This is a genomic window from Buttiauxella sp., assembly GCF_035271705.1.
GTDB lineage: Bacteria > Pseudomonadota > Gammaproteobacteria > Enterobacterales > Enterobacteriaceae > Buttiauxella.
Genome location: NZ_DATERI010000038.1, coordinates 11,616 through 31,352 on the forward strand (window position 1 = coordinate 11,616; position 19,737 = coordinate 31,352).

A 19,737-nucleotide genomic window follows, 5' to 3' on the forward strand; every position below is an offset into this window, starting at 1 on the left:
ATGAGACTACATTCCCTGAGCTTATGGCTCGGTGGGGGGCTGTTGGCTATGTCTGTCTTCACCGCGAATGCGGCAGAGTTCAGTCTGCAACAGACCCTGACCGCCGCTGAGCGTTATTCAGCTGAACTTTCCGCCAACCGTAATCAGAGCAATGCTCTGAATGCTATGGCTGATTCTGCTCGCCAGTTACCTGATCCTAAATTGAAATTTGGTATTGAAAACGTCCCAGTGCAGGGCGGCAATAGCCATCGACTTACCCGCGAAGGCATGACCATGCAGCGTATTGGCATCATGCAGGATTATATCAGCGAGGAAAAACGCGACCGTAAAGCTGAAACTATTTTGGCTCAATCAGCCAGCAGTGCAGCGAAAGCCAATGTCATTCGGGCCGAGTTGCTCAGAACAACCGCGCAGGCTTGGATGGATCTGGCATTGTCAGAAAAAGTGCTGGTGACGGCACAAAAGCTGGTGGCAGAAACGGAGCGTCAAGTTGGGGTACAAAAGGCGACGGTTGCCAGCGGCAGTAACCCCGCATCAAGCGTTGTGGATATCCGCATGACGCTTTTAGATATGCAGGATAAAGTGACGCTCGCACAGCGCGATGTCGTGCTGGCACAGACGCGCTTGCTGCGACTGACCGGTGAGGATATTGACTCTGTCAGTGGCAATCTACCGCGCTACCAACGTTTACCGGCTGACCCTAAAGTTCTGGAGCAAGGCGTCGGACAACATCCGGAAGTGATTGAAGCGGCGCGTGAGGCCGATGTCGCCAAAGCTCGCTCGGCGCAATCGGCAGTGGCAGCGAAACCGAATGTCGGCGTTGAGGTGTATTACGCCCATCGTGCGGATGATTACGAAGACTTGGGTGGCGTGATGTTTACCGTGGACATGCCGCTCTTCAAATCGCAACGTCAGGACAAAGACCTGGCAGCGGATATGTCTCGTTCAATGGAAGCCAACGATCAACTGGCCATTGCGAATCGGGAACGTGTTGCGTTGGTTCGCACATTAGTGGCGCAGTATCAAGCGGCACAAACCCTCTGGCTACGCCAGCAGGACGAGATTTTGCCTCTGCAGCACCAACGACTTTCATTGATTGAAGCGCAATACCGTTCTGGGCAGTCGACCCTTTCCGACCTACTCAATGCCCGCCGCACTCTGCTTGATACCCAACTGACCGCGTACAGCGCTGAAAAAACCGTGGCTGAAACCTGGGCCGCTCTTCGCTACCTGACGCCACCGGACAATCATTAATAATGAAAACTATCACGCAAATTTCGTTGTTAGCGCTCGCGGTCGCCGCCGCCCTTGGCGTGGGATATTACCTGGGCAAGCAAAGCCACAGCACCACGGCGCCTACGGTTCAGTCTGAACGAAAAGTTCTCTATTGGTATGACCCGATGACCCCAGGTCAGCGTTTCGACAAGCCGGGTAAATCGCCGTTTATGGATATGGATTTAGTCCCTCGCTATGCCGATGAAACCACCGAAGACGGCGGGGTGACGGTCAGTGCACGTCAGCAGCAAAACCTGGGAATCAAAACAGCACAGGTTGAGAAGAAAACTATTTATTATCAATTTGATGCATTTGCCACTGTATCAACGGATGAACGCAGCGTGCAGATTATCCCCGCCAGCGCTAATGGCCTGGTGGAGAAGCTGTTTGTTAATGCCCCCCAACAATTTGTAAAAGCGGGCGAACCGTTGGCGCAGCTTTGGATCCCAGAATGGACGGCGGCGCAGCAAGAATATCTCGCCGTGCGCCGCTTGGGTGACAGTGCATTAAGTTCCGCTGCACGTGAACGGTTACAACTCCAGTTCATGCCCGCTGAAATCATCCGCCAGGTTGAGCGTAGCGGTAAACCGCAAACGCGCGTGACAGTGCGAGCCAAACACGCAGGCTATATCAACAAACTGGAAACGCGAGAAGGTGCGCAAGTCACGGCAACCGCACCGTTGTTTGAGATTTCCAGTCTCGAGAAAGTCTGGATTGTTATCGACTACCCGCAATCCCAGGCGCAAGTGCTACAGGTGGGAAGTGAGATTGTGGCTTCGAACGATAGCTGGCCGGGCGAAGCTTTCCACGGGCGCGTCAGTGAGTTGCTGCCGAATATGGAAACCAGCACCCGAACACTGAAAGCCCGTATCGTGTTGGATAACCCGCAACTGAAACTCAAGCCGGGTATGTATCTCAATGTGAAACTGGCGAATCCACTCAATCTGCCACCTGTTTTGGCTATTCCAGAAGAAGCGTTAATTGAAACCGGCAGCGCCAGCCGGGTGTTAGTGACCCAAGGGGACGGGCACTTTACCCCCGTCAATGTGGTGGCAGGGATGGCGCAAAATGGCTGGGTCGAGATTAAACAAGGATTGAAGGAGGGGGATAACGTCGTTACGTCCGGTCAATTCCTGATTGATTCTGAGGCAAGCCTGCGTAGCGCGCTTCCACAGGAAAAAACGGCTGTGCCTGCCAGTCCGCAATATCAGGGCGAGGCCGTGGTGATAGAGATGACTGGTGATGCCATTACCCTTTCCCACAAGCCAATTCCGGCACTCAAATGGGGTGCGATGACCATGGATTTCTCGCTGAAATCCGCCGACGACGCTAAAAGCGTGAAAGTGGGTGACAGTGTGATGTTCAGCTTTACCCTGGATGACGAACACGGAGCGGTGATTACTCACTTAATGCCAATGTCGGAGACGATGAAATGATTGCCTCCGTTATTCGTTGGTCACTTAAAAATCGGCTGCTGGTTCTGTTGGCGGCAATCATGATGGCCGCATGGGGGATTTGGTCGCTGCAACGTGCGCCGCTGGATGCGTTACCGGATCTTTCGGATGTGCAGGTGATCATTCGTATTAATTACCCGGGCAAAGCCCCGCAGGTGGTTGAAGATCAAGTCACGTATCCGCTCACGACGACCATGCTTTCGGTGCCGGGGGCGAAAACCGTGCGTGGTTTTTCGATGTTCGGCGACTCGTATGTCTACATTCTGTTTGAAGATGGTACTGACCCGTATTGGGCGCGTTCACGCGTTCTTGAATATTTAAGCCAGGTTCAGTCGCAACTGCCAGCCGAGGCAAAAGCGTCGTTGGGGCCAGACGCGACAGGCGTGGGCTGGGTGTATGAATACGCGCTGGTGGACAGAACGGGTAAACACAGCCTTGCAGATTTACGTGCGCTACAAGATTGGACGCTGAAGTTTGAGCTAAAAACCGTGCCGAATGTTTCGGAAGTGGCGAGTGTTGGCGGCATGGTGCGGCAGTATCAAATTGTGCTCGATCCTCAACGGATGCGCGCACTGAACATCACCCATGAGCAGGTCATCAATGCGGTACAGAGTGCCAATCAGGAAGGGGGTGGCTCGGTTATCGAAATGGGCGAAGCCGAATATATGGTGCGCACCGCAGGCTACCTGAAAAATCTCAATGACTTCAAGCAGGTGGTTATTACGACGCGTGAAGGTGTCCCGGTCTTACTCAGCGATGTCGCAACGCTGCGGATGGGGCCAGAAATTCGCCGTGGAGTCGCTGAATTTAACGGTGAAGGCGAGGTCGCTGGCGGCATCATCGTGATGCGCTATGGAAAAAATGCGCTGGATACCATTAATGCGGTGAAGGCGAAGCTGCAGCAAATCCAGCGAAGTTTGCCTGCGGGCGTGGAAATTGTTCCGGTCTATGATCGCTCACATCTTATTGAAAATGCGATAGAAACGCTCTCCCATAAATTACTGGAAGAGTTCATCGTTGTGGCCATTATTTGTGCGTTGTTCTTGTTCCATTTCCGTTCGGCGCTGGTGGCGATGATAACGTTGCCATTGGGTATTCTGGGTGCGTTTATCGTCATGCACTACCAGGGCGTGAACGCCAACATTATGTCGTTGGGGGGGATTGCGATTGCGATTGGGGCGATGGTCGATGCGGCCATTGTGATGATCGAAAACATGCATAAAGTGTTGGAACAATGGCGGCACGACAATCCCGATAAACAGCCCACGGGTGCCGATTACTGGCGCATTTCAGAGCAGGCAGCCGTCGAAGTGGGGCCTGCGTTGTTCTGTAGTTTACTGATAATCACGCTGTCCTTTATCCCGGTATTTTCTCTTGAAGCGCAGGAAGGGCGGATGTTCTCGCCGTTGGCATTCACTAAAACTTATGCCATGGCCGTGGCGGCGGGACTGGGGATTACGCTTGTACCGGTTCTGATGGGCTATTTCATTCGCGGGAAAATACCTGACGAAAAGGCCAATCCGATAAACCGCTGGCTGATAGCCGCTTATGAACCGCTGTTAGATAAAGTTTTGGTGCGACCGAAAACCACACTGGTGATTGCCGGAGCGGTTTTACTGGCGACATTGTGGCCGCTCAGTCGCCTTGGTAGTGAATTCATGCCACCGCTCGATGAGGGGGATTTGCTGTATATGCCATCCACATTACCGGGGATTTCGGCACGTGAGGCTGGGCGTTTGTTGCAACAAACCGATCGTTTAATCAAAACCGTGCCTGAAGTGGCGACGGTGTTTGGTAAGGCTGGGCGTGCGGATACGGCAACCGACCCCGCGCCGCTTACGATGATAGAAACGACGATCCGTTTTAAACCGCGCGACCAGTGGCGCCCGGGGATGACGATGGACAAACTGGTGAGTGAGCTTGATAGCATCGTCAAAGTGCCTGGTATCGCGAATGTTTGGGTACCGCCGATTCGTAACCGTCTGGATATGCTGGCGACCGGTATCAAGAGCCCGGTCGGTATCAAAGTGAATGGCAATAATATTGCCGCTATCGAACAAGTGGCTGCGCAAATCGAACGGGTAGTGAAGCAAGTTCCGGGGGTGACGTCTGCACTCGCAGAAAGGCTTGGTGGCGGGCGTTATGTGGATATCAATATCGATAGGCTGAAAGCGGCGCGTTATGGCGTGTCGGTCAAAGAGTTGCAATCGCTGGTGGCGACCGTGATTGGGGGGCAGAATATTGGTGAAACTATCGAGGGGCGTGAGCGGTATCCGATCAATGTTCGTTACCCGCGTGAAGTTCGTGATAACGTCAAAAAGCTGCAAAACCTGCCAGTAATCACGGCAAATGGCAGTCAGATTGCACTTTCTGAATTAGCCGATATCAGTATTACCGATGGCCCGCCGATGCTGAAAAGTGAGAACGCCCGTTTATCTAATTGGGTTTACGTTGATTTGCGTGGAAGAGATTTAAAATCTGCCGTAGAGGAGATGCAACGCGTCGTTACCCAACAGGTGAAATTACCCGATGGCGTTTCGTTGTCCTGGTCTGGTCAGTTTGAATATCTTGAACGTGCGAGCGCTAAATTAAGAATAGTCTTACCCTTCACCTTGGTTATTATTTTCGTCTTACTTTACGTGACATTTTCGCGAGTGAGTGATGCGTTATTAATTATGGGAACACTGCCGTTTTCGTTAATTGGTGGAGTATGGCTCATCTATTTGCTCGGATATAACTTATCTGTCGCTGGAGCCGTTGGGTTTATAGCCTTAGCTGGGGTGGCGGCTGAATTTGGCGTAATAATGGTACTGTATCTAAATCAAGCCATTGCGAGGCATAAAGCGCTCGAACCATTAGGAGGGAAACCCATGCTAATGCGCGCGCTGCATGAAGGTGCGGTGTTACGTGTCAGGCCAAAAGTCATGACAGTAGCGACGATTATGGCGGGTTTGTTGCCTATTATGTGGGGCGATGGCACCGGTTCAGAAGTCATGCGCCGTATAGCGGCACCGATGATTGGTGGCATGATTACCGCACCGTTACTGTCGATGCTGGTGATCCCTGCAATGTATGTGTTACTGAAAAGACATAAATAAGATTGGTTTGACCCGGCTACGCGACTCATTCTGATTTTCAGCGTAGCCGGAATAAATCCGTATCCATATGTTTGCTATCTGTTGTTTGAAAATATGGGCTACTGCACATTTTTTAAAAGAGGGAGCAATATTTCTCACTTTTTAGCACATCTGGGCTGGACAAAATCCATCACAATTGGTGTACTGGTGTTCGACACAGCATTTGTGTCGTTTTTCATGTAAAGGTAATTTAGATGTCTAAGATTAAAGGTAACGTTAAGTGGTTTAACGAGTCAAAAGGCTTTGGCTTCATTACTCCGGAAGATGGTAGCAAAGACGTGTTCGTGCACTTCTCTGCAATCCAGAGCAATGGTTTCAAAACCCTGGCTGAAGGTCAGCGCGTTGAGTTTGAAATCACTAACGGTGCCAAAGGCCCATCTGCTGCAAACGTAATGCCTATCTAAGGCATTACCAGTAGATTATAAAAACCCGCTAAGGCGGGTTTTTTTTGCTTAAAACTCAGGCAAATAGATAAACTTTCACAAAACTCACCACAATCAGCGCGCTTACCAGCACCGCTGTCCACCCGACAACATATTCTTTCATCATTTTGTCCCACGCTATTTTTCAACCAGAATGGCAGACAAAAATTAAGCTAACCTTAACGCGTTGCGAATCAGTGGCCGTATGCTAAAGAAACTAACCAAAATGCGATGGCGGTCATCGTCAGCGAGCCTGCGAGGTTCAGTAGCATGTTTAACCCAGCCCATGCCAAACGTCCATCCTGAATCAGGAATACGACTTCTGCCGAAAAGGTCGAAAACGTCGTCAGACCGCCGCAAAAACCGGTGGTTATCAACAATTTCCAGACGGGATCGAGATGCGTCATTCTGGTGAACAGCGCCAGCCCCAGGCCGATAATAAATGCACCCACCAGGTTTGCTGTTAATGTGCCCATCGGAATGGCGCCATGCAAGGGGTTGAGTTTCATACTGAGCAACCAGCGCACAACGCTCCCTGTCCCGCCGCCAATAAACACGGCTAATAGTATCTGCAACACGATAATTTCCTGTTCGTTATAATACGAAAGAGAATGAGTGTAACGTCAGCACAGGGCGTTTCACACCGGGTATACTGAAAATATTCGCGACCTTTTGGGAAACCACAATGAAAGTTGCAGTAGGGCAGTTTGCGGTGAGTAATAACTGGCAGGAAAACGTCCAAACCTGTATCGGGTTGATGATGCAGGCTCAATCTGCAGGAGCACACTTACTGGTGCTTCCCGAGGCGGTGCTGGCTCGGGACGACAACGATCCAGATTTGTCGGTCAAATCAGCTCAAACGATGAATGAAGCGTATATCGAGCAGCTTTGTGAGCAAAGCCGCCATGACCAGCTGACCACAATTCTGACGCTGCATATCAAAACCACACCAGGGCGGGCGGCCAATACTTTGCTGGCTATTCGTGGTGGTGAGGTCATTGCCCGTTATCAGAAGCTTCATCTTTATGATGCGTTTAACATGCAGGAATCCCGTTTGGTTGATGCGGGAGAAAGTATGCCGCCTTTGATTGATGTTGAGGGCTTTAAAGTGGGATTGATGACCTGTTACGATGTGCGTTTTCCAGAGATGGCGTTAAGTCTGGCTTTAGCTGGTGCAGAAGTTTTAGTCCTGCCAGCTGCCTGGCTACGTGGCCCAAACAAAGAAATGCACTGGTCAACACTTCTGGCGGCTCGCGCGCTAGATACTACCTGTTATGTGGTGGCCGCTGGGGAATGCGGTAATAAAAACATTGGCCACAGCCGGGTAGTTGATCCGCTCGGTGTTGTGGTTGCGGCTGCAAATCAGCGTCCGGCGCTATTCTATGCTGAACTGGAAAGCCAGCATCTTGCCGAGGTGAGAGCCATGCTACCGGTGCTGAAAAACCGACGTTTCGCTTCGCCACAGTTGTTGTGATTATTTTTTGAGCAGATCTTGATTCAACCTGTTACAGGTTGCTATTGTATCGCACGGGAAAATAGCCGTTAATTGTCTCAGTGTATTATTCGCCGTATTCACGGCATGCATGATTAAAGAAGGTTGCTATGGGTGAGATTAGTATTACGAAGTTGTTGGTGGTCGGTGCGCTGATTGTTTTATTATTTGGCACCAAGAAGTTGCGCACACTCGGTGGCGACCTCGGCGCGGCAATCAAGGGCTTCAAGAAAGCCATGAATGAAGACGAGACCAGCGCGAAGGCTGCTAATAATACGGATGCAACAGCCGACCGTATTACGCACAAAGACTGATCAAGACTCATCTTTTGCACAGATAAAAAAACCGGCCTTTAATTAGCCGGTTTTTTTGTGCCTTGTACAAATCAAAAGTAACAATTTGTTACATCGTTATTTGACTTCCATGCCTTTGGCTTGCAGATCTGCATGGTAAGAAGAACGAACAAACGGGCCGCATGCTGCATGGGTAAAGCCCATCGCCAGCGCTTCTGCTTTCATCTCTTCAAACTCATCCGGGCTGACATAACGCTGCACTGGCAAGTGATGGCGGCTCGGTTGCAAATACTGGCCAAGGGTCAGCATCGTGACGCCATGGCGGCGAAGATCGCGCATCACTTCCACAATCTCTTCGTTCGTTTCGCCTAAACCTACCATCAAGCCTGATTTGGTCGGGATGTCTGGGTGCGCTTCTTTAAAACGCTCCAGCAGTTTCAGAGACCAATTGTAATCAGCACCTGGGCGAACCTTACGGTAAATACGCGGAACGTTTTCCAGGTTGTGGTTGAACACATCAGGTGGCGTGGCGGTGAGGATCTCTAAAGCTTTGTCCATACGCCCGCGGAAATCCGGCACCAACGTTTCAATTTTGATTGTTGGGCTTTTCTCGCGAATAGCGCTGATGCAATCAGCGAAATGCTGAGCACCACCATCACGGAGATCGTCACGGTCAACTGATGTGATAACCACGTAGCGCAACGCCATATCAGCGATAGTTTGCGCCAGTTTAGCCGGTTCATTGGTGTCAGGTGCTACCGGGCGACCATGAGCAACGTCACAGAACGGGCAGCGGCGAGTACAGATTGCGCCAAGGATCATAAAGGTTGCTGTTCCGTGGTTGAAACATTCTGCCAGGTTAGGACAGGAAGCTTCTTCACACACAGAGTGCAGACCATTTTTACGCATTGCCGCTTTGATACCCTGAATTCGGGTCGAATCAGATGGAAGTTTGATCTTCATCCATTCCGGCTTTCTTAACAGCTCCTGGCGCTCGGTCACCACGTTTTTAACCGGGATCAGAGCCATTTTATCGGCGTCACGGTACTTAACGCCGCGTTCCATTACAATGGGTTTACTCATATCGTACGTGTTCCAGTTGCTGATACTCCCGTCATACTTCAAGTTTTAAGGGCGTTGACTGCGTCCGCGCGCCCCAGTCACATAGATTGCTATGTTCCTGATGACTTATGGCCAGGCCGCCTGCTTAAAACTCGAATTATTTAGGGTGTAACGAATTCAGGCTAATTGAATGTTTTATTTATCAACTATTTTTTAATAGCGCGCGCAGTATACCATCACTAGAGAGGATAAATCAGCCTGACAGAGCAGTAAATGTGGGAAAGAATTGTAAATGAGTTGTTGGTTTGTGCGCTTTTCTACGTTAACAATTGGCAAATCGACCTCGTCGCCAAGGCCACGAGGTCGATATAACTACTCTTCTTCAAATTCTTGAATAATGGCGTCGATGACTTCCTGCAATATGGGATCGCGTGAGCTGAGTTTGTTGAAGTGCATGGTGGTGGCAAGCGTGACGGCTGAAAATTTCTCATCCCCTACAGTTTTAAGTTGGAAAGGGCCGGAAAACATTTCAAATATTTTGTATGGCATAAAGCCAATCAGGTCGCTGCTACTGAGCATTGAAGCGATAGCTAACATGTTATAGCTGCTAAACGTGAACTTGCGGTTAGGCAAGACTTCGTTAATGAGTTGCCGCGTATCGACCAACAAATCATCCTGCATAATCAAAAAGGTGTAATTCATTCCTTGATTTTCATCATCGGAGAATACTGATTCTGCATTCGGATGGTCACGGCGGCATACTGCGACCAGGCGGTCATCATACAGTTTGTAGCTACTGATTCCGGGGCCATGATGAGGACGGTTGTCGATGGCAATATCCGCCTGAAATTGTGATAACTGACGCTCAACCACGGGCACATTGCGTACAGATAACTTTGGATTCACTTTCTGAATCGCCGAATAGATTTGTGGCATCAATAACGCGCCTGAGGAAGGTTGGCTCGCAACGGTAATAATCCGCTCTTTATCGTAGTTATTATTGACATCTAACGCACACAGAATCGACCCAAGTCCCTGGCTAAAATATTCATGCAAATGTGCCGCATAGGCCGTTGGGGTGACACCTTGTCCCTTACGGATAAACAATGGATCGGGAAATGTTGATCTCAATTTTTGGATGGACTGACTAATCGCTGAAGGTGTTAAATTTAACACTTTGGCTGCATTGACGATCCCTTTATGAATATAGACTGCTTCGAAAACAGTTAATAAATTAAGATCAATACCCCGTAGTGTTTTGAATGTTGGGTGATTATTTTTTTCATCTCTGTTCATGAAACGTCTCTCCTTGGTGAACTGATACGGGAATCCATTCAGGTTATATTATTCAAATAGATATATATTAATGGTCGCTGAATAATATATTTAATAAATGCCAATAATATTAAAAAGGATGATAATTAAACTTACGCATTCACTGCGTCAATGGTTTAAATAACTATTATTGAGAGTAGGGGGCTTTTACAGACGGAAATGATAACGCCACCCCTTTATTTAGCCAGAGGAAGGTATACAAAACTAATCATAAAGTAAAGCGCTGCTGAATAATGTGACAGATAAAACTGCACCAGTGAAGGCGCAGTCATCAGAATAAGTAATATTATGCGGTTAAATATTTAACTGATGGATTATTAAGTAACTTAATAAGGTTATTGATAAGCAACGGTTGTACATCTTCAGGCAACACGCCTGGTCGCAGTGAACTCACCTGCGTCATTTCAAGACCCGCGTAACCACATGGATTGATTCGTAAAAACGGGCTGAGATCCATATCAATATTCAACGCTAACCCGTGGAAGGAACAGCCCTTGCGGATGCGCAGACCCAGAGAGCAAATTTTACGCCCATCAACATAAACCCCTGGCGCGTCGGCACGGGGATAGGCTTCTATTCCCAATTCTGCGAGCGTGCAAACCACGGTCTGCTCAAGGATGGTGACCAGTTCCCGAACACCCAGTTTGCGGCGTTTAAGATTAAGTAGCACATACATGACTTGCTGACCCGGCCCGTGATAGGTCACTTGCCCCCCCCGGTCACTTTGGATAACAGGGATATCACCGGGAACCAGTACGTGTTCCGCTTTCCCTGCCTGGCCTTGTGTGAATACGCGCTCGTGTTCTACCAACCAAATTTCATCGGCTGTGGTTTCATCGCGGGTATCTGTAAAGTCATGCATTGCCTGCGAAATCGGTTCATAGGGCTGCAGGCCAAGTTGGCGGATTTGTATCGTATCTTGAGACAAAACATCGTCTCCGGCAGGTTAAAAGTGGAAGGAGTATATCACAGCGAGAAAAAGCAATACCCGGTCAGAAGACCGGGCAGGAACTTACAGTACCATACGAACGATGTCGATATTGCCCAGCTCTTCGTACAGGGTTTCAACTTGCTCGATGTGGGTCGCAGTGATGGTAATCGAGACAGAGTGGTAATTACCTTTGCTGCTCGGCTTGACCTGCGGGGTGTAGTCACCAGGTGCGTGGCGCTGCACCACCTCAACGACCAAATCAACCAGCTCAGGTTCCGCCAGACCCATCACTTTGTAAGTAAAGGAGGTCGGGAATTCGAGCAATTCTTTCAGATTGGTTTTCATGGTAGCTCCAGCGTTACGGCATTAAAAATGATAACTCCCGCCACCAGGGCGGGAGTAGCTTTGATTCATAGTATATGGGGATAACTTCCACTCTTTCAAGTGTTCAATTATTAACCAAACCAATGATGGAACATCAATTTGATGTAATCAATGATACGACTGAAGAAGTTACCTTCAGGCATTTCCTGAAGCACAACCAGTGGACGCTGTTCGATAGTCTTGCCATCAAGTTGGAAGTTGATAGTCCCAACTACCTGATTTTTTTGCAGCGGGGCGTGCAGTTCAGTGGTGTTAAGCACATAACTCGCTTTCAGGTCTTTCATGCGGCCACGTGGGATAGTCAGGTAAATATCTTTATCCACACCTAATGATGCACGGTCGTTATCGCCAAACCAGGCTGGTTCAGAAGCAAACTCTTTACCCGCTTTCAGTGGAGAAACAGTTTCAAAGAAACGGAAGCCCCAGGTCAGCAGTTTCTTACTTTCAGTTTCGCGACCTTTGTAGGTACGGCCACCCAGAACGGCGGAAATCAGGCGCATCTGGCCTTCGGTTGCGGAAGCCACCAGGTTATAACCCGCAGCGTCGGTATGGCCGGTTTTGATGCCGTCAACTTGCAGGCTGGTATCCCACAACAAGCCGTTACGGTTTGTCTGGCGGATATTGTTGAAGGTGAATTCTTTTTCTTTGTAGATAGCATATTCGTTTGGCACATCACGAATCAGTGCCTGGCCGATCAGTGCCATATCACGCGCTGAGCTGAACTGACCTTCTGCATCCAGTCCGTGTACCGTCTGGAAATGGGTATTTTTCAGGCCAAGAGCGGAAACGTAGCTATTCATCAGACCGACGAAAGAATCTTGGCTGCCCGCCACGAAATCGGCCATTGCAACACAAGCATCGTTGCCTGATTGCAGGTTAATCCCGCGAATCAGCTGTGATACTGGCACTTGCATGCCTGGTTTCAGGAACATCAAAGATGAACCTTTGAAGACGGGATTGCCCGTAGCCCATGCGTCCTGTCCCACAGTCACAATTGAGCTTTCGTTAAATTTACCGGCTTTCATTGCCTGACCGATGACGTAGCTGGTCATCATTTTAGTCAAGCTAGCGGGGTCACGGCGGGTGTCGGCATTGGATTCAGCCAGAACTTTACCGGAGTTGTAATCAATCAGGATGTAGGCTTCAGCATCAATCTGCGGTACGCCAGGGATCATGGTTTTAATGTTCAGGTCGTCAGCGTGTGCAGCAGCCATACCCGAAAGAGTCAGGGCTGTACCCAGTGCCAGGCGTTTAACAAAACGAAAAGAAGGGGCTGTATTCATGATTAGAACAACGACATCCATGATTGGAATAAAAAAAAGTGCCTTACTATAGCAAAAGCGATTTTTGCTGGCATCCGTCTTCGCGCATCATTTGTTAATGAAATTTACATTAATTGACGCCAGGCGGATGCCAGACATAACCACTTACATAGCGGGTGCGTTAGTGATGAAAGATTGCTGTTGGGCTTCACTCATCAAGCGTTGTTGTAGTGCAGCAGCTTCGCCTTTACTACTAAACGGCCCAAGTTGTACACGGTACATGGCACCATTACTGGAAACCTTGCCCGGCACACCAAATTGTTGACTCAGTTTCTGTTGCCATTGTGTGGCACGATTTTGGTCACTGACCGCACCTACCTGAACCACATAATGCCCAGAGGCAGTGGCAGCAGGAGCGGTTGTCTGTACGTTGCCCTGAACTGAACCAGGAGCGGTAACCGGCGCGTTTTGTTGCACAGGAACGACCTGCACCGGTGTTGCTGTCACAGCGGGTGTTGCGACAACTTCAGGCGGGTCATTTTCAATGACGCCCGCAGCCAGCGGTGTTGCAGCACCAAGGAAACCACTGCTGCTGACCGGAGCGCCAGTGGTATCTTCACTTTGAAGCGTGGAATTACTGATCGCGCGGACGTCACTTTGAGGTACATCAGACGGAGCAGTGGTTGCGCTCCCCATGCCAGTGTTTAAATCCGGGCGTGCGGGCAGGGCATAAGTTTGCTTGGCGATGGTTGTACAAACCGTACCAGGACCGGACATGGTGCCGTCTTGCGCCACCAGAATCGGGTCGATACGGACTTTGGAGTTGTTTGAGGTGTTCAGGCGGTCCGCAGCGGCACGAGATAATGAAATCACACGGTCATTGCCATAAGGGCCACGGTCATTGATGCGCACGATAACCATACGGCCATTCGCGATATTAGTGATTCGCGCGTAGCTTGGAATTGGCAGTGTGGGGTGTGCAGCAGTCAATGCTGACGAATCAAAGGTTTCACCCGATGCCGTCAGATTGCTACCGGGTTCTGCGTCATAAATGGCAGCAAGACCGGCCTGACTGAAGTTCGCCGGATTTTGCACGATTTTGTAGCTCTTACCGTTGTTTTCGTAATTCTGATTGACCGAAGCATTCAACGGTTCGAAGCGCGGGTCTGCGCCGCTGATTTCAACCACCGGGCCATTACACACCGCCGGTTGCGGTTGCTGGTTTACTTGCTGTTGGTCGCCTTCATCAGACGAGCAGCCAGCCAGTAATGCAGCTACTACACAGATCCCAAGCCAACGCTTTACCATTACCCACCTCATCCACTTACACGCTTTTTGATAACATTTTTCTGTGGGTGTGTATCGACATCACGATACCAAACCCGGCCATCAGAACAATGAGTGCCGAGCCCCCGTAACTCACCAGCGGCAAAGGTACTCCGACCACGGGTAAAATACCACTAACCATGCCAATGTTAACAAACACATATACGAATAAAATCAACATTAGTCCACCGGCCATAACACGGCCAAAGGTGGTTTGCGCGCGAGCGGCAATCACAAGGCCGCGCATAATTAACAGTAGATAGAGTGCCAGCAATATCAAAACACCCACCAGACCTAACTCTTCGGCAAGTACCGCGAAGATAAAGTCAGTATGGCGTTCTGGTAAAAATTCAAGTTGCGACTGGGTTCCGTGCAGCCAGCCCTTGCCGCGCAAACCACCGGAGCCAATAGCAATCTTAGACTGAATAATGTGATAACCCGCACCGAGTGGGTCACTTTCTGGGTCGAGTAGCATCATTACGCGAGCACGTTGGTAATCGTGCATCAGGAAGAACCACAAAATCGGAATAAATGCCGCGAGCAAAACGGCAGCAATCCCAATCAGTTTCCAGCTCATGCCGGATAAAAACAGGACGAACAGGCCAGATGCGGCAATAAGAATCGAGGTACCCAGATCGGGCTGAGCCGCAACCAGTAATGTCGGCATGAAAATAAGGATCAGTGCGATACCGGTATTTTTCAGTGTTGGCGGGCAGACATCACGGTTAATAAAGCGTGCAACCATCAGCGGAACGGCGATTTTGGCGATTTCAGACGGTTGGAAACGAACAAACCCGAGGTCCAGCCAGCGCTGCGCACCTTTGGATATTGCACCAAATGCATCTACCGCAACCAACAATATGATACAGATGATATACAGGTACGGCGCCCAGCCTTCGTAAACACGAGGCGGGATCTGAGCCATCACGACCATCACCACCAGCCCCATCAGGACCTGGCCAATCTTACGCTCCATCATGTCCAGGTCCTGACCGCTGGCGCTCCAGATGACTAGTGAACTAAATATAAGCAGCGCCAGAATGGTCACCAGGAAGATGGGGTCGATATGGATTTTGTCCCAGAACGACTTTTTATTCGGATTATCAGTCATGGTCATTGATCCTCTGCACCCACTGCTGCGGGTACTTCAGCAGGCAGAACCGTGTTGTTATCCCCGAGCATAATATGGTCAAGGATTTGGCGCATGATGGTGCCTACAGCGGGACCTGCACCGCCGTTTTCCAGAATCATGGTAACGGAAACCTGTGGTTTATCGTAAGGAGCAAACGCCGTCATCAATTTATGATCGCGTAAGCGTTCAGAAATTTTATGGGCGTTATAGGTTTCATTAGCTTTCAGGCCAAAGACCTGTGCTGTTCCTGATTTAGCCGCAACTTTATACGGCGCGTTAGCAAAGTATTTATGGCCTGTACCGTTAGGGCGGTTGGCAACGCCATACATCCCGTCTTTAGCAATTTCCCAGAAACCCGAGTGGATATCGCCCACAGGCGGTTGTACGGGTTGTTGCCACGGAATGGGCTTGCCATTTTCAACGGTGCTCATCAAGAAATGAGGAACGCGTACGACGCCATCGTTAATCAGAATCATCATCGCTTTACTCATCTGGATTGGCGTTGCCGTCCAGTAACCCTGGCCGATACCAACAGGGATGGTGTCCCCCTGATACCACGGCTTTTTAAAGCGTTTCAGTTTCCATTCACGCGTAGGCATGTTACCGGCTCGCTCTTCAGAGAGATCGATTCCCGTGTAAGACCCATAGCCAAACTTGCGCATCCACTCACCCATGCGGTCGATGCCCATATCATAGGCAATCTGATAGAAATAGGTATCTGCAGATTCTTCAAGCGCTTTGGTGATGTTCAGGCGGCCATGCCCCCACTTTTTCCAGTCACGATAGCGTTTTTCAGAACCAGGCAACTGCCACCAGCCGGGGTCAAATAGCGTCGTATTCCGGGTGATTACCCCCGCGCTTAGCGCGGAAACTGCCATATACGGTTTCACCGTCGACGCTGGAGGGTAAACCCCTTGTGTCGCACGATTGATAAGAGGCGTATTGGGGTCATTGAGCAAACCGGAATAGTCTTTACTCGAGATACCATCGACAAACAGGTTCGGGTTGTAACTTGGCATTGAAACCAGCGCCAGTATCCCGCCAGTGCGAGGGTCGGTGACCACCACTGCGGAACGACTGCCTGTCAGTAAGGTTTCAATATAATTCTGTAATTTAAGATCAATCGTCAGATAGATATCGTGCCCGGCTTGCGGTGGCACTTCTTTGAGCTGGCGAATAACACGACCACGGTTGTTCACTTCAACTTCTTCATAACCCGTTTGTCCGTGCAGAACGTCTTCGTAATAGCGTTCAATACCGAGTTTACCGATGTCATGCGTTGCGGCGTAGTTTACCAGCTTGCCGTCTTTATCGAGACGTTCAACATCTTTATCGTTGATTTTGGAAACATAGCCAATGACGTGCGTCAGTGCTGATCCATACGGGTAGAAGCGACGTTTATAGCCTTTAACTTCAACACCCAGGAAGCGGTATTGATTTACGGCAAAACGCGCAACCTGCACTTCGGTGAGGTTGGTTTTGACCGGAATAGAGGTGAAACGATGCGAACGGGAGCGTTCTTTTTTAAAGTTGGCAATATCTTCGTCGGTTAAATCCACCACCGAGCGGAGTGCTTCAAGCGTTGCCTCCACGTTATCCACTTTCTCAGGCATCATTTCAACCTGATAAATGGTGCGGTTGAGTGCCATTGGCGTGCCGTTACGGTCGTAAATAATACCGCGGCTAGGCGCAATGGGGACCAGTTTTATGCGGTTTTCATTGGAACGGGTTTGGTAGTCGGTGAAACGGACGATTTGCAAATTATAAAGGTTGGCGACTAGCACACCGCTTAGCACCAAAATACCGAGAAACGCGACCAGCGCCCGGCGCACAAAAAGCGCAGACTCAGCGGTATAGTCACGAAAAGAATTCTGTAATTTCATCCGAAGCTTAGTTCTACCTGACGATATCTACTCACGGTGATAAGGATGGTTGGTCGTTATGCTCCATGCACGGTACAGGCTTTCAGCGACCAACACCCGCACCAAAGGATGTGGCATTGTCAAATTGGAGAGCGACCAGCTTTGCTCTGCGGCAGCTTTGCACGCAGGGGCAAGACCTTCCGGGCCGCCAATCAGCAAGCTGACATCTCGACCATCCTGTTTCCAGCGTTCAAGTTGCACGGCAAGGTGCGGCGTATCCCAAGGATGGCCTGGGATATCCAGCGTGACAATTCGGTTGCCCTTGCCGGCAGCTGCCAACATCATTTCGCCTTCTTTTTCGAGAATGCGTTTGATATCGGCATTTTTGCTGCGTTTTCCCGCAGGGATTTCTACCAGTTCAAATGGCATATCCTTTGGGAAACGACGCAGGTACTCGGTAAAGCCGGTTTGTACCCAGTCAGGCATTTTGGTGCCAACTGCGACTAATTGCAGCTTCACGCATTAACCCCAGAGCTTTTCCAGTTCGTACAGCTGGCGGCTTTCTTCTTGCATAACGTGAACGATAACTTCGCCAAGGTCGACTACAACCCAGTCTGTCGCGTTAATGCCTTTCACGCCCAGCGCATCAAAACCGGCTTTGCGGGATGATTCAACGACGTGTTCAGCGATAGACATAACGTGGCGGTTAGAGGTGCCGGTACAGATAATCATGCAGTCAGTGATGCTTGATTTACCCTGAACATCCAAAGCAACGATGTCCTGGCCTTTGAGATCGTCAATTTTATCAACGATGAAATCTTGAAATTCTTTACCCTGCAAGAGTTCCCCCTGGGAAAAGTAGAGTGTGTTCGATGTAGCCCGCATTTAACCCATTGGATGGGGCAGTCTTACTGACGAGTCAGCAATGCGGCGCTCAAAGCGGGGTATCATCCCACCGAGTGGCCTGGTTTGCATCGCCATTTTTGTAAAACCGTTTTGGAAAGTCATGCTTGCGGGCAGGAAATTATGGCAGCGGAGCATAACAGCCTGGACTGTAGTGTCAATGGTTGACGATAATTGTGACGCGTACAACTTATGACACAGGGTGGTAAATAGCGCGATTATTAAGGGTTCTAAGCGTGGTGAAGCCATCGCGGATTTCTACGCAACTCCATGCTCCTTGCTCTATCACAAAATGCCACAGCGAGGCTGCAGGCAGGTTGAGTAGGGTAGCAATCAGCAAACTTAACACCCCCTGATGGCTAACAATCAGAAGATTCTCTTCTTTGGGTTGCGCCGAGAGCATCGCCGCAAATTCACTGACCCGCTGAGAAAAAAGTTGGAAGCCTTCGCCATTCTTCGGCACCACATTCTGCCAATCGTTGCACCAGGCCGCATAATTTTCGGCATCTGCATGTTGTATATCGCGGTGGTGACGCATTTCCCAGTCACCAAAATTCATCTCATTCAGGCGTGGTTCAGTGATAACCGGGATGTTTCGGTGCTGAAGGATTAGCTGCGTCGTGTGCTTAGCGCGACCCAACTCACTGCAAAGCACTTTTTCAAACTCGACATGATTTAAAAAATTGCCAACGGCTTGTGCCTGCATGATGCCTTGTTCGGTGAGCGGAGTTTCAGAAATGCCACTGTACAACCCGTCGACATTTGCCTGGGTTTGCCCATGGCGAACTAACCATAATTTCATCTGTTCCTCACCTAAACGTTGGCTGTGGCTGGCACTGGCATAAGTGTATCATTGGGCTTCATGTTTCGAAGTCTGTTTTGTTGGGGGAAGTATGGCGTTCAGCAGCCAGCATGGTGGCAATATTATTGAAGCGGCAGCAGTGATGGGAGTGGATGCAAATTCGATTATCGATTTTAGTGCGAATATTAATCCGCTCGGGATGCCCGATTCATTAAAGCGTGCGATCGTTGAAAACCTGGCGCTGGCAGAGCGATATCCCGACGTTGAATACCGTGCTTTACACCAGGCGTTGGCCAACCATCATCAAGTCCCGCAAGAATGGGTGCTTGCAGGCAACGGTGAAACGGAGCTGATATTTAATCTGGTGCAGCAACTTGCACCACGGAAGGCATTATTATTGACGCCAGGTTTTGCTGAATATCGTCGTGCATTAACGCGTACAGGTTGTGAAATAACCGATTTTTATCTGTCTGAAGAAAATAGCTGGCAACCCGATGAGTCATTGCTTCAGGCATTAACGCCCGATCTTGATTGCCTGTTTTTGTGCACCCCGAATAACCCAACCGGGCTTTTGCTTGAGCGATCTTTACTATTGGCGGTTGCACAGCGTTGCCGCGAAAACAGCATTGCTTTAATCATCGATGAAGCTTTTCTCGATTTTATCC

General features: G+C 49.7%; 19 protein-coding genes. 7 read left to right on the forward strand and 12 right to left on the reverse strand.

Features of this window, described 5'->3' with window-relative positions:
* The 4 genes from VJY99_RS02810 to cspE all read left to right on the forward strand — a co-directional run bounded on the left by VJY99_RS02810 (window position 1) and on the right by cspE (window position 6,270).
* Complete coding sequence (locus VJY99_RS02810; RefSeq protein WP_324116129.1) at window positions 1–1,254, forward strand: TolC family protein; 1,254 nt, start codon at window positions 1–3, stop codon at window positions 1,252–1,254.
* 2 nt (window positions 1,255–1,256) lie between these two features.
* Window positions 1,257–2,711: an efflux RND transporter periplasmic adaptor subunit gene (locus VJY99_RS02815; protein ID WP_324116131.1), complete on the forward strand. Its 1,455-nt coding sequence runs from the start codon at window positions 1,257–1,259 to the stop codon at window positions 2,709–2,711.
* Window positions 2,708–5,827 (forward strand): efflux RND transporter permease subunit, encoded by a 3,120-nt coding sequence (locus VJY99_RS02820; RefSeq protein WP_324116133.1) that lies wholly within the window; start codon window positions 2,708–2,710, stop codon window positions 5,825–5,827. Before VJY99_RS02815 ends, VJY99_RS02820 begins: the two co-directional genes overlap by 4 nt.
* Window positions 5,828–6,060: 233 nt before the next feature.
* Window positions 6,061–6,270, forward strand: a complete 210-nt coding sequence (gene cspE / locus VJY99_RS02825; RefSeq protein ID WP_004100146.1) for a transcription antiterminator/RNA stability regulator CspE — start codon at window positions 6,061–6,063, stop codon at window positions 6,268–6,270.
* A 212-nt stretch (window positions 6,271–6,482) separates the two neighbouring features.
* Here cspE and crcB read toward each other — a convergent pair whose 3' ends face one another.
* Window positions 6,483–6,866, reverse strand: a complete 384-nt coding sequence (crcB, locus tag VJY99_RS02830) for a fluoride efflux transporter CrcB (RefSeq protein ID WP_324116135.1) — start codon at window positions 6,864–6,866, stop codon at window positions 6,483–6,485.
* 107 nt (window positions 6,867–6,973) lie between these two features.
* Here crcB and VJY99_RS02835 point away from each other — a divergent pair, with 107 nt between their 5' ends.
* Window positions 6,974–7,762: a deaminated glutathione amidase gene (locus VJY99_RS02835; protein ID WP_324116137.1), complete on the forward strand. Its 789-nt coding sequence runs from the start codon at window positions 6,974–6,976 to the stop codon at window positions 7,760–7,762.
* Between the two features lie 128 nt (window positions 7,763–7,890).
* Window positions 7,891–8,094, forward strand: a complete 204-nt coding sequence (gene tatE, locus VJY99_RS02840) for a twin-arginine translocase subunit TatE (protein ID WP_324116139.1) — start codon at window positions 7,891–7,893, stop codon at window positions 8,092–8,094.
* Between the two features lie 96 nt (window positions 8,095–8,190).
* Here tatE and lipA read toward each other — a convergent pair whose 3' ends face one another.
* The 11 genes from lipA to VJY99_RS02895 all read right to left on the reverse strand — a co-directional run bounded on the left by lipA (window position 8,191) and on the right by VJY99_RS02895 (window position 19,072).
* Window positions 8,191–9,156, reverse strand: a complete 966-nt coding sequence (lipA, locus tag VJY99_RS02845) for a lipoyl synthase (protein WP_324116141.1) — start codon at window positions 9,154–9,156, stop codon at window positions 8,191–8,193.
* A 351-nt stretch (window positions 9,157–9,507) separates the two neighbouring features.
* Window positions 9,508–10,473, reverse strand: a complete 966-nt coding sequence (locus tag VJY99_RS02850) for a YbeF family transcriptional regulator (protein ID WP_324116160.1) — start codon at window positions 10,471–10,473, stop codon at window positions 9,508–9,510.
* 283 nt (window positions 10,474–10,756) lie between these two features.
* The gene (gene lipB, locus VJY99_RS02855; RefSeq protein ID WP_324116143.1) at window positions 10,757–11,398 is read right to left on the reverse strand and encodes a lipoyl(octanoyl) transferase LipB; all 642 of its coding nucleotides are present in this window, start codon (window positions 11,396–11,398) and stop codon (window positions 10,757–10,759) included.
* An 84-nt stretch (window positions 11,399–11,482) separates the two neighbouring features.
* A complete protein-coding gene (ybeD, locus tag VJY99_RS02860; protein ID WP_324116144.1) occupies window positions 11,483–11,746 on the reverse strand; it encodes a DUF493 family protein YbeD in 264 nt (87 codons plus the stop codon).
* Window positions 11,747–11,856: 110 nt separating this feature from the next.
* Window positions 11,857–13,068, reverse strand: coding sequence for a D-alanyl-D-alanine carboxypeptidase DacA (dacA, locus tag VJY99_RS02865; protein ID WP_324116146.1), 1,212 nt, complete (start codon window positions 13,066–13,068; stop codon window positions 11,857–11,859).
* Between the two features lie 144 nt (window positions 13,069–13,212).
* Complete coding sequence (rlpA, locus tag VJY99_RS02870; RefSeq protein WP_324116148.1) at window positions 13,213–14,355, reverse strand: endolytic peptidoglycan transglycosylase RlpA; 1,143 nt, start codon at window positions 14,353–14,355, stop codon at window positions 13,213–13,215.
* A 16-nt stretch (window positions 14,356–14,371) separates the two neighbouring features.
* Window positions 14,372–15,484 (reverse strand): peptidoglycan glycosyltransferase MrdB, encoded by a 1,113-nt coding sequence (gene mrdB / locus VJY99_RS02875; protein ID WP_324116150.1) that lies wholly within the window; start codon window positions 15,482–15,484, stop codon window positions 14,372–14,374.
* A gap of 2 nt (window positions 15,485–15,486) precedes the next feature.
* Window positions 15,487–17,388, reverse strand: coding sequence for a peptidoglycan DD-transpeptidase MrdA (gene mrdA, locus VJY99_RS02880; RefSeq protein WP_324116152.1), 1,902 nt, complete (start codon window positions 17,386–17,388; stop codon window positions 15,487–15,489).
* Window positions 17,389–17,415: 27 nt separating this feature from the next.
* Window positions 17,416–17,886 (reverse strand): 23S rRNA (pseudouridine(1915)-N(3))-methyltransferase RlmH, encoded by a 471-nt coding sequence (gene rlmH, locus VJY99_RS02885; RefSeq protein ID WP_324116154.1) that lies wholly within the window; start codon window positions 17,884–17,886, stop codon window positions 17,416–17,418.
* A gap of 3 nt (window positions 17,887–17,889) precedes the next feature.
* Window positions 17,890–18,207, reverse strand: coding sequence for a ribosome silencing factor (rsfS, locus tag VJY99_RS02890; RefSeq protein ID WP_034493995.1), 318 nt, complete (start codon window positions 18,205–18,207; stop codon window positions 17,890–17,892).
* A 253-nt stretch (window positions 18,208–18,460) separates the two neighbouring features.
* Window positions 18,461–19,072 carry an adenosylcobalamin/alpha-ribazole phosphatase gene (locus VJY99_RS02895; protein ID WP_324116156.1) on the reverse strand — a complete coding sequence of 204 codons (612 nt, stop codon included), beginning with the start codon at window positions 19,070–19,072 and terminating at the stop codon, window positions 18,461–18,463.
* Between the two features lie 91 nt (window positions 19,073–19,163).
* Here VJY99_RS02895 and VJY99_RS02900 point away from each other — a divergent pair.
* On the forward strand, window positions 19,164–19,737 hold a 574-nt coding region (locus tag VJY99_RS02900; RefSeq protein ID WP_324116158.1), incomplete at its 3' end, for an aminotransferase class I/II-fold pyridoxal phosphate-dependent enzyme.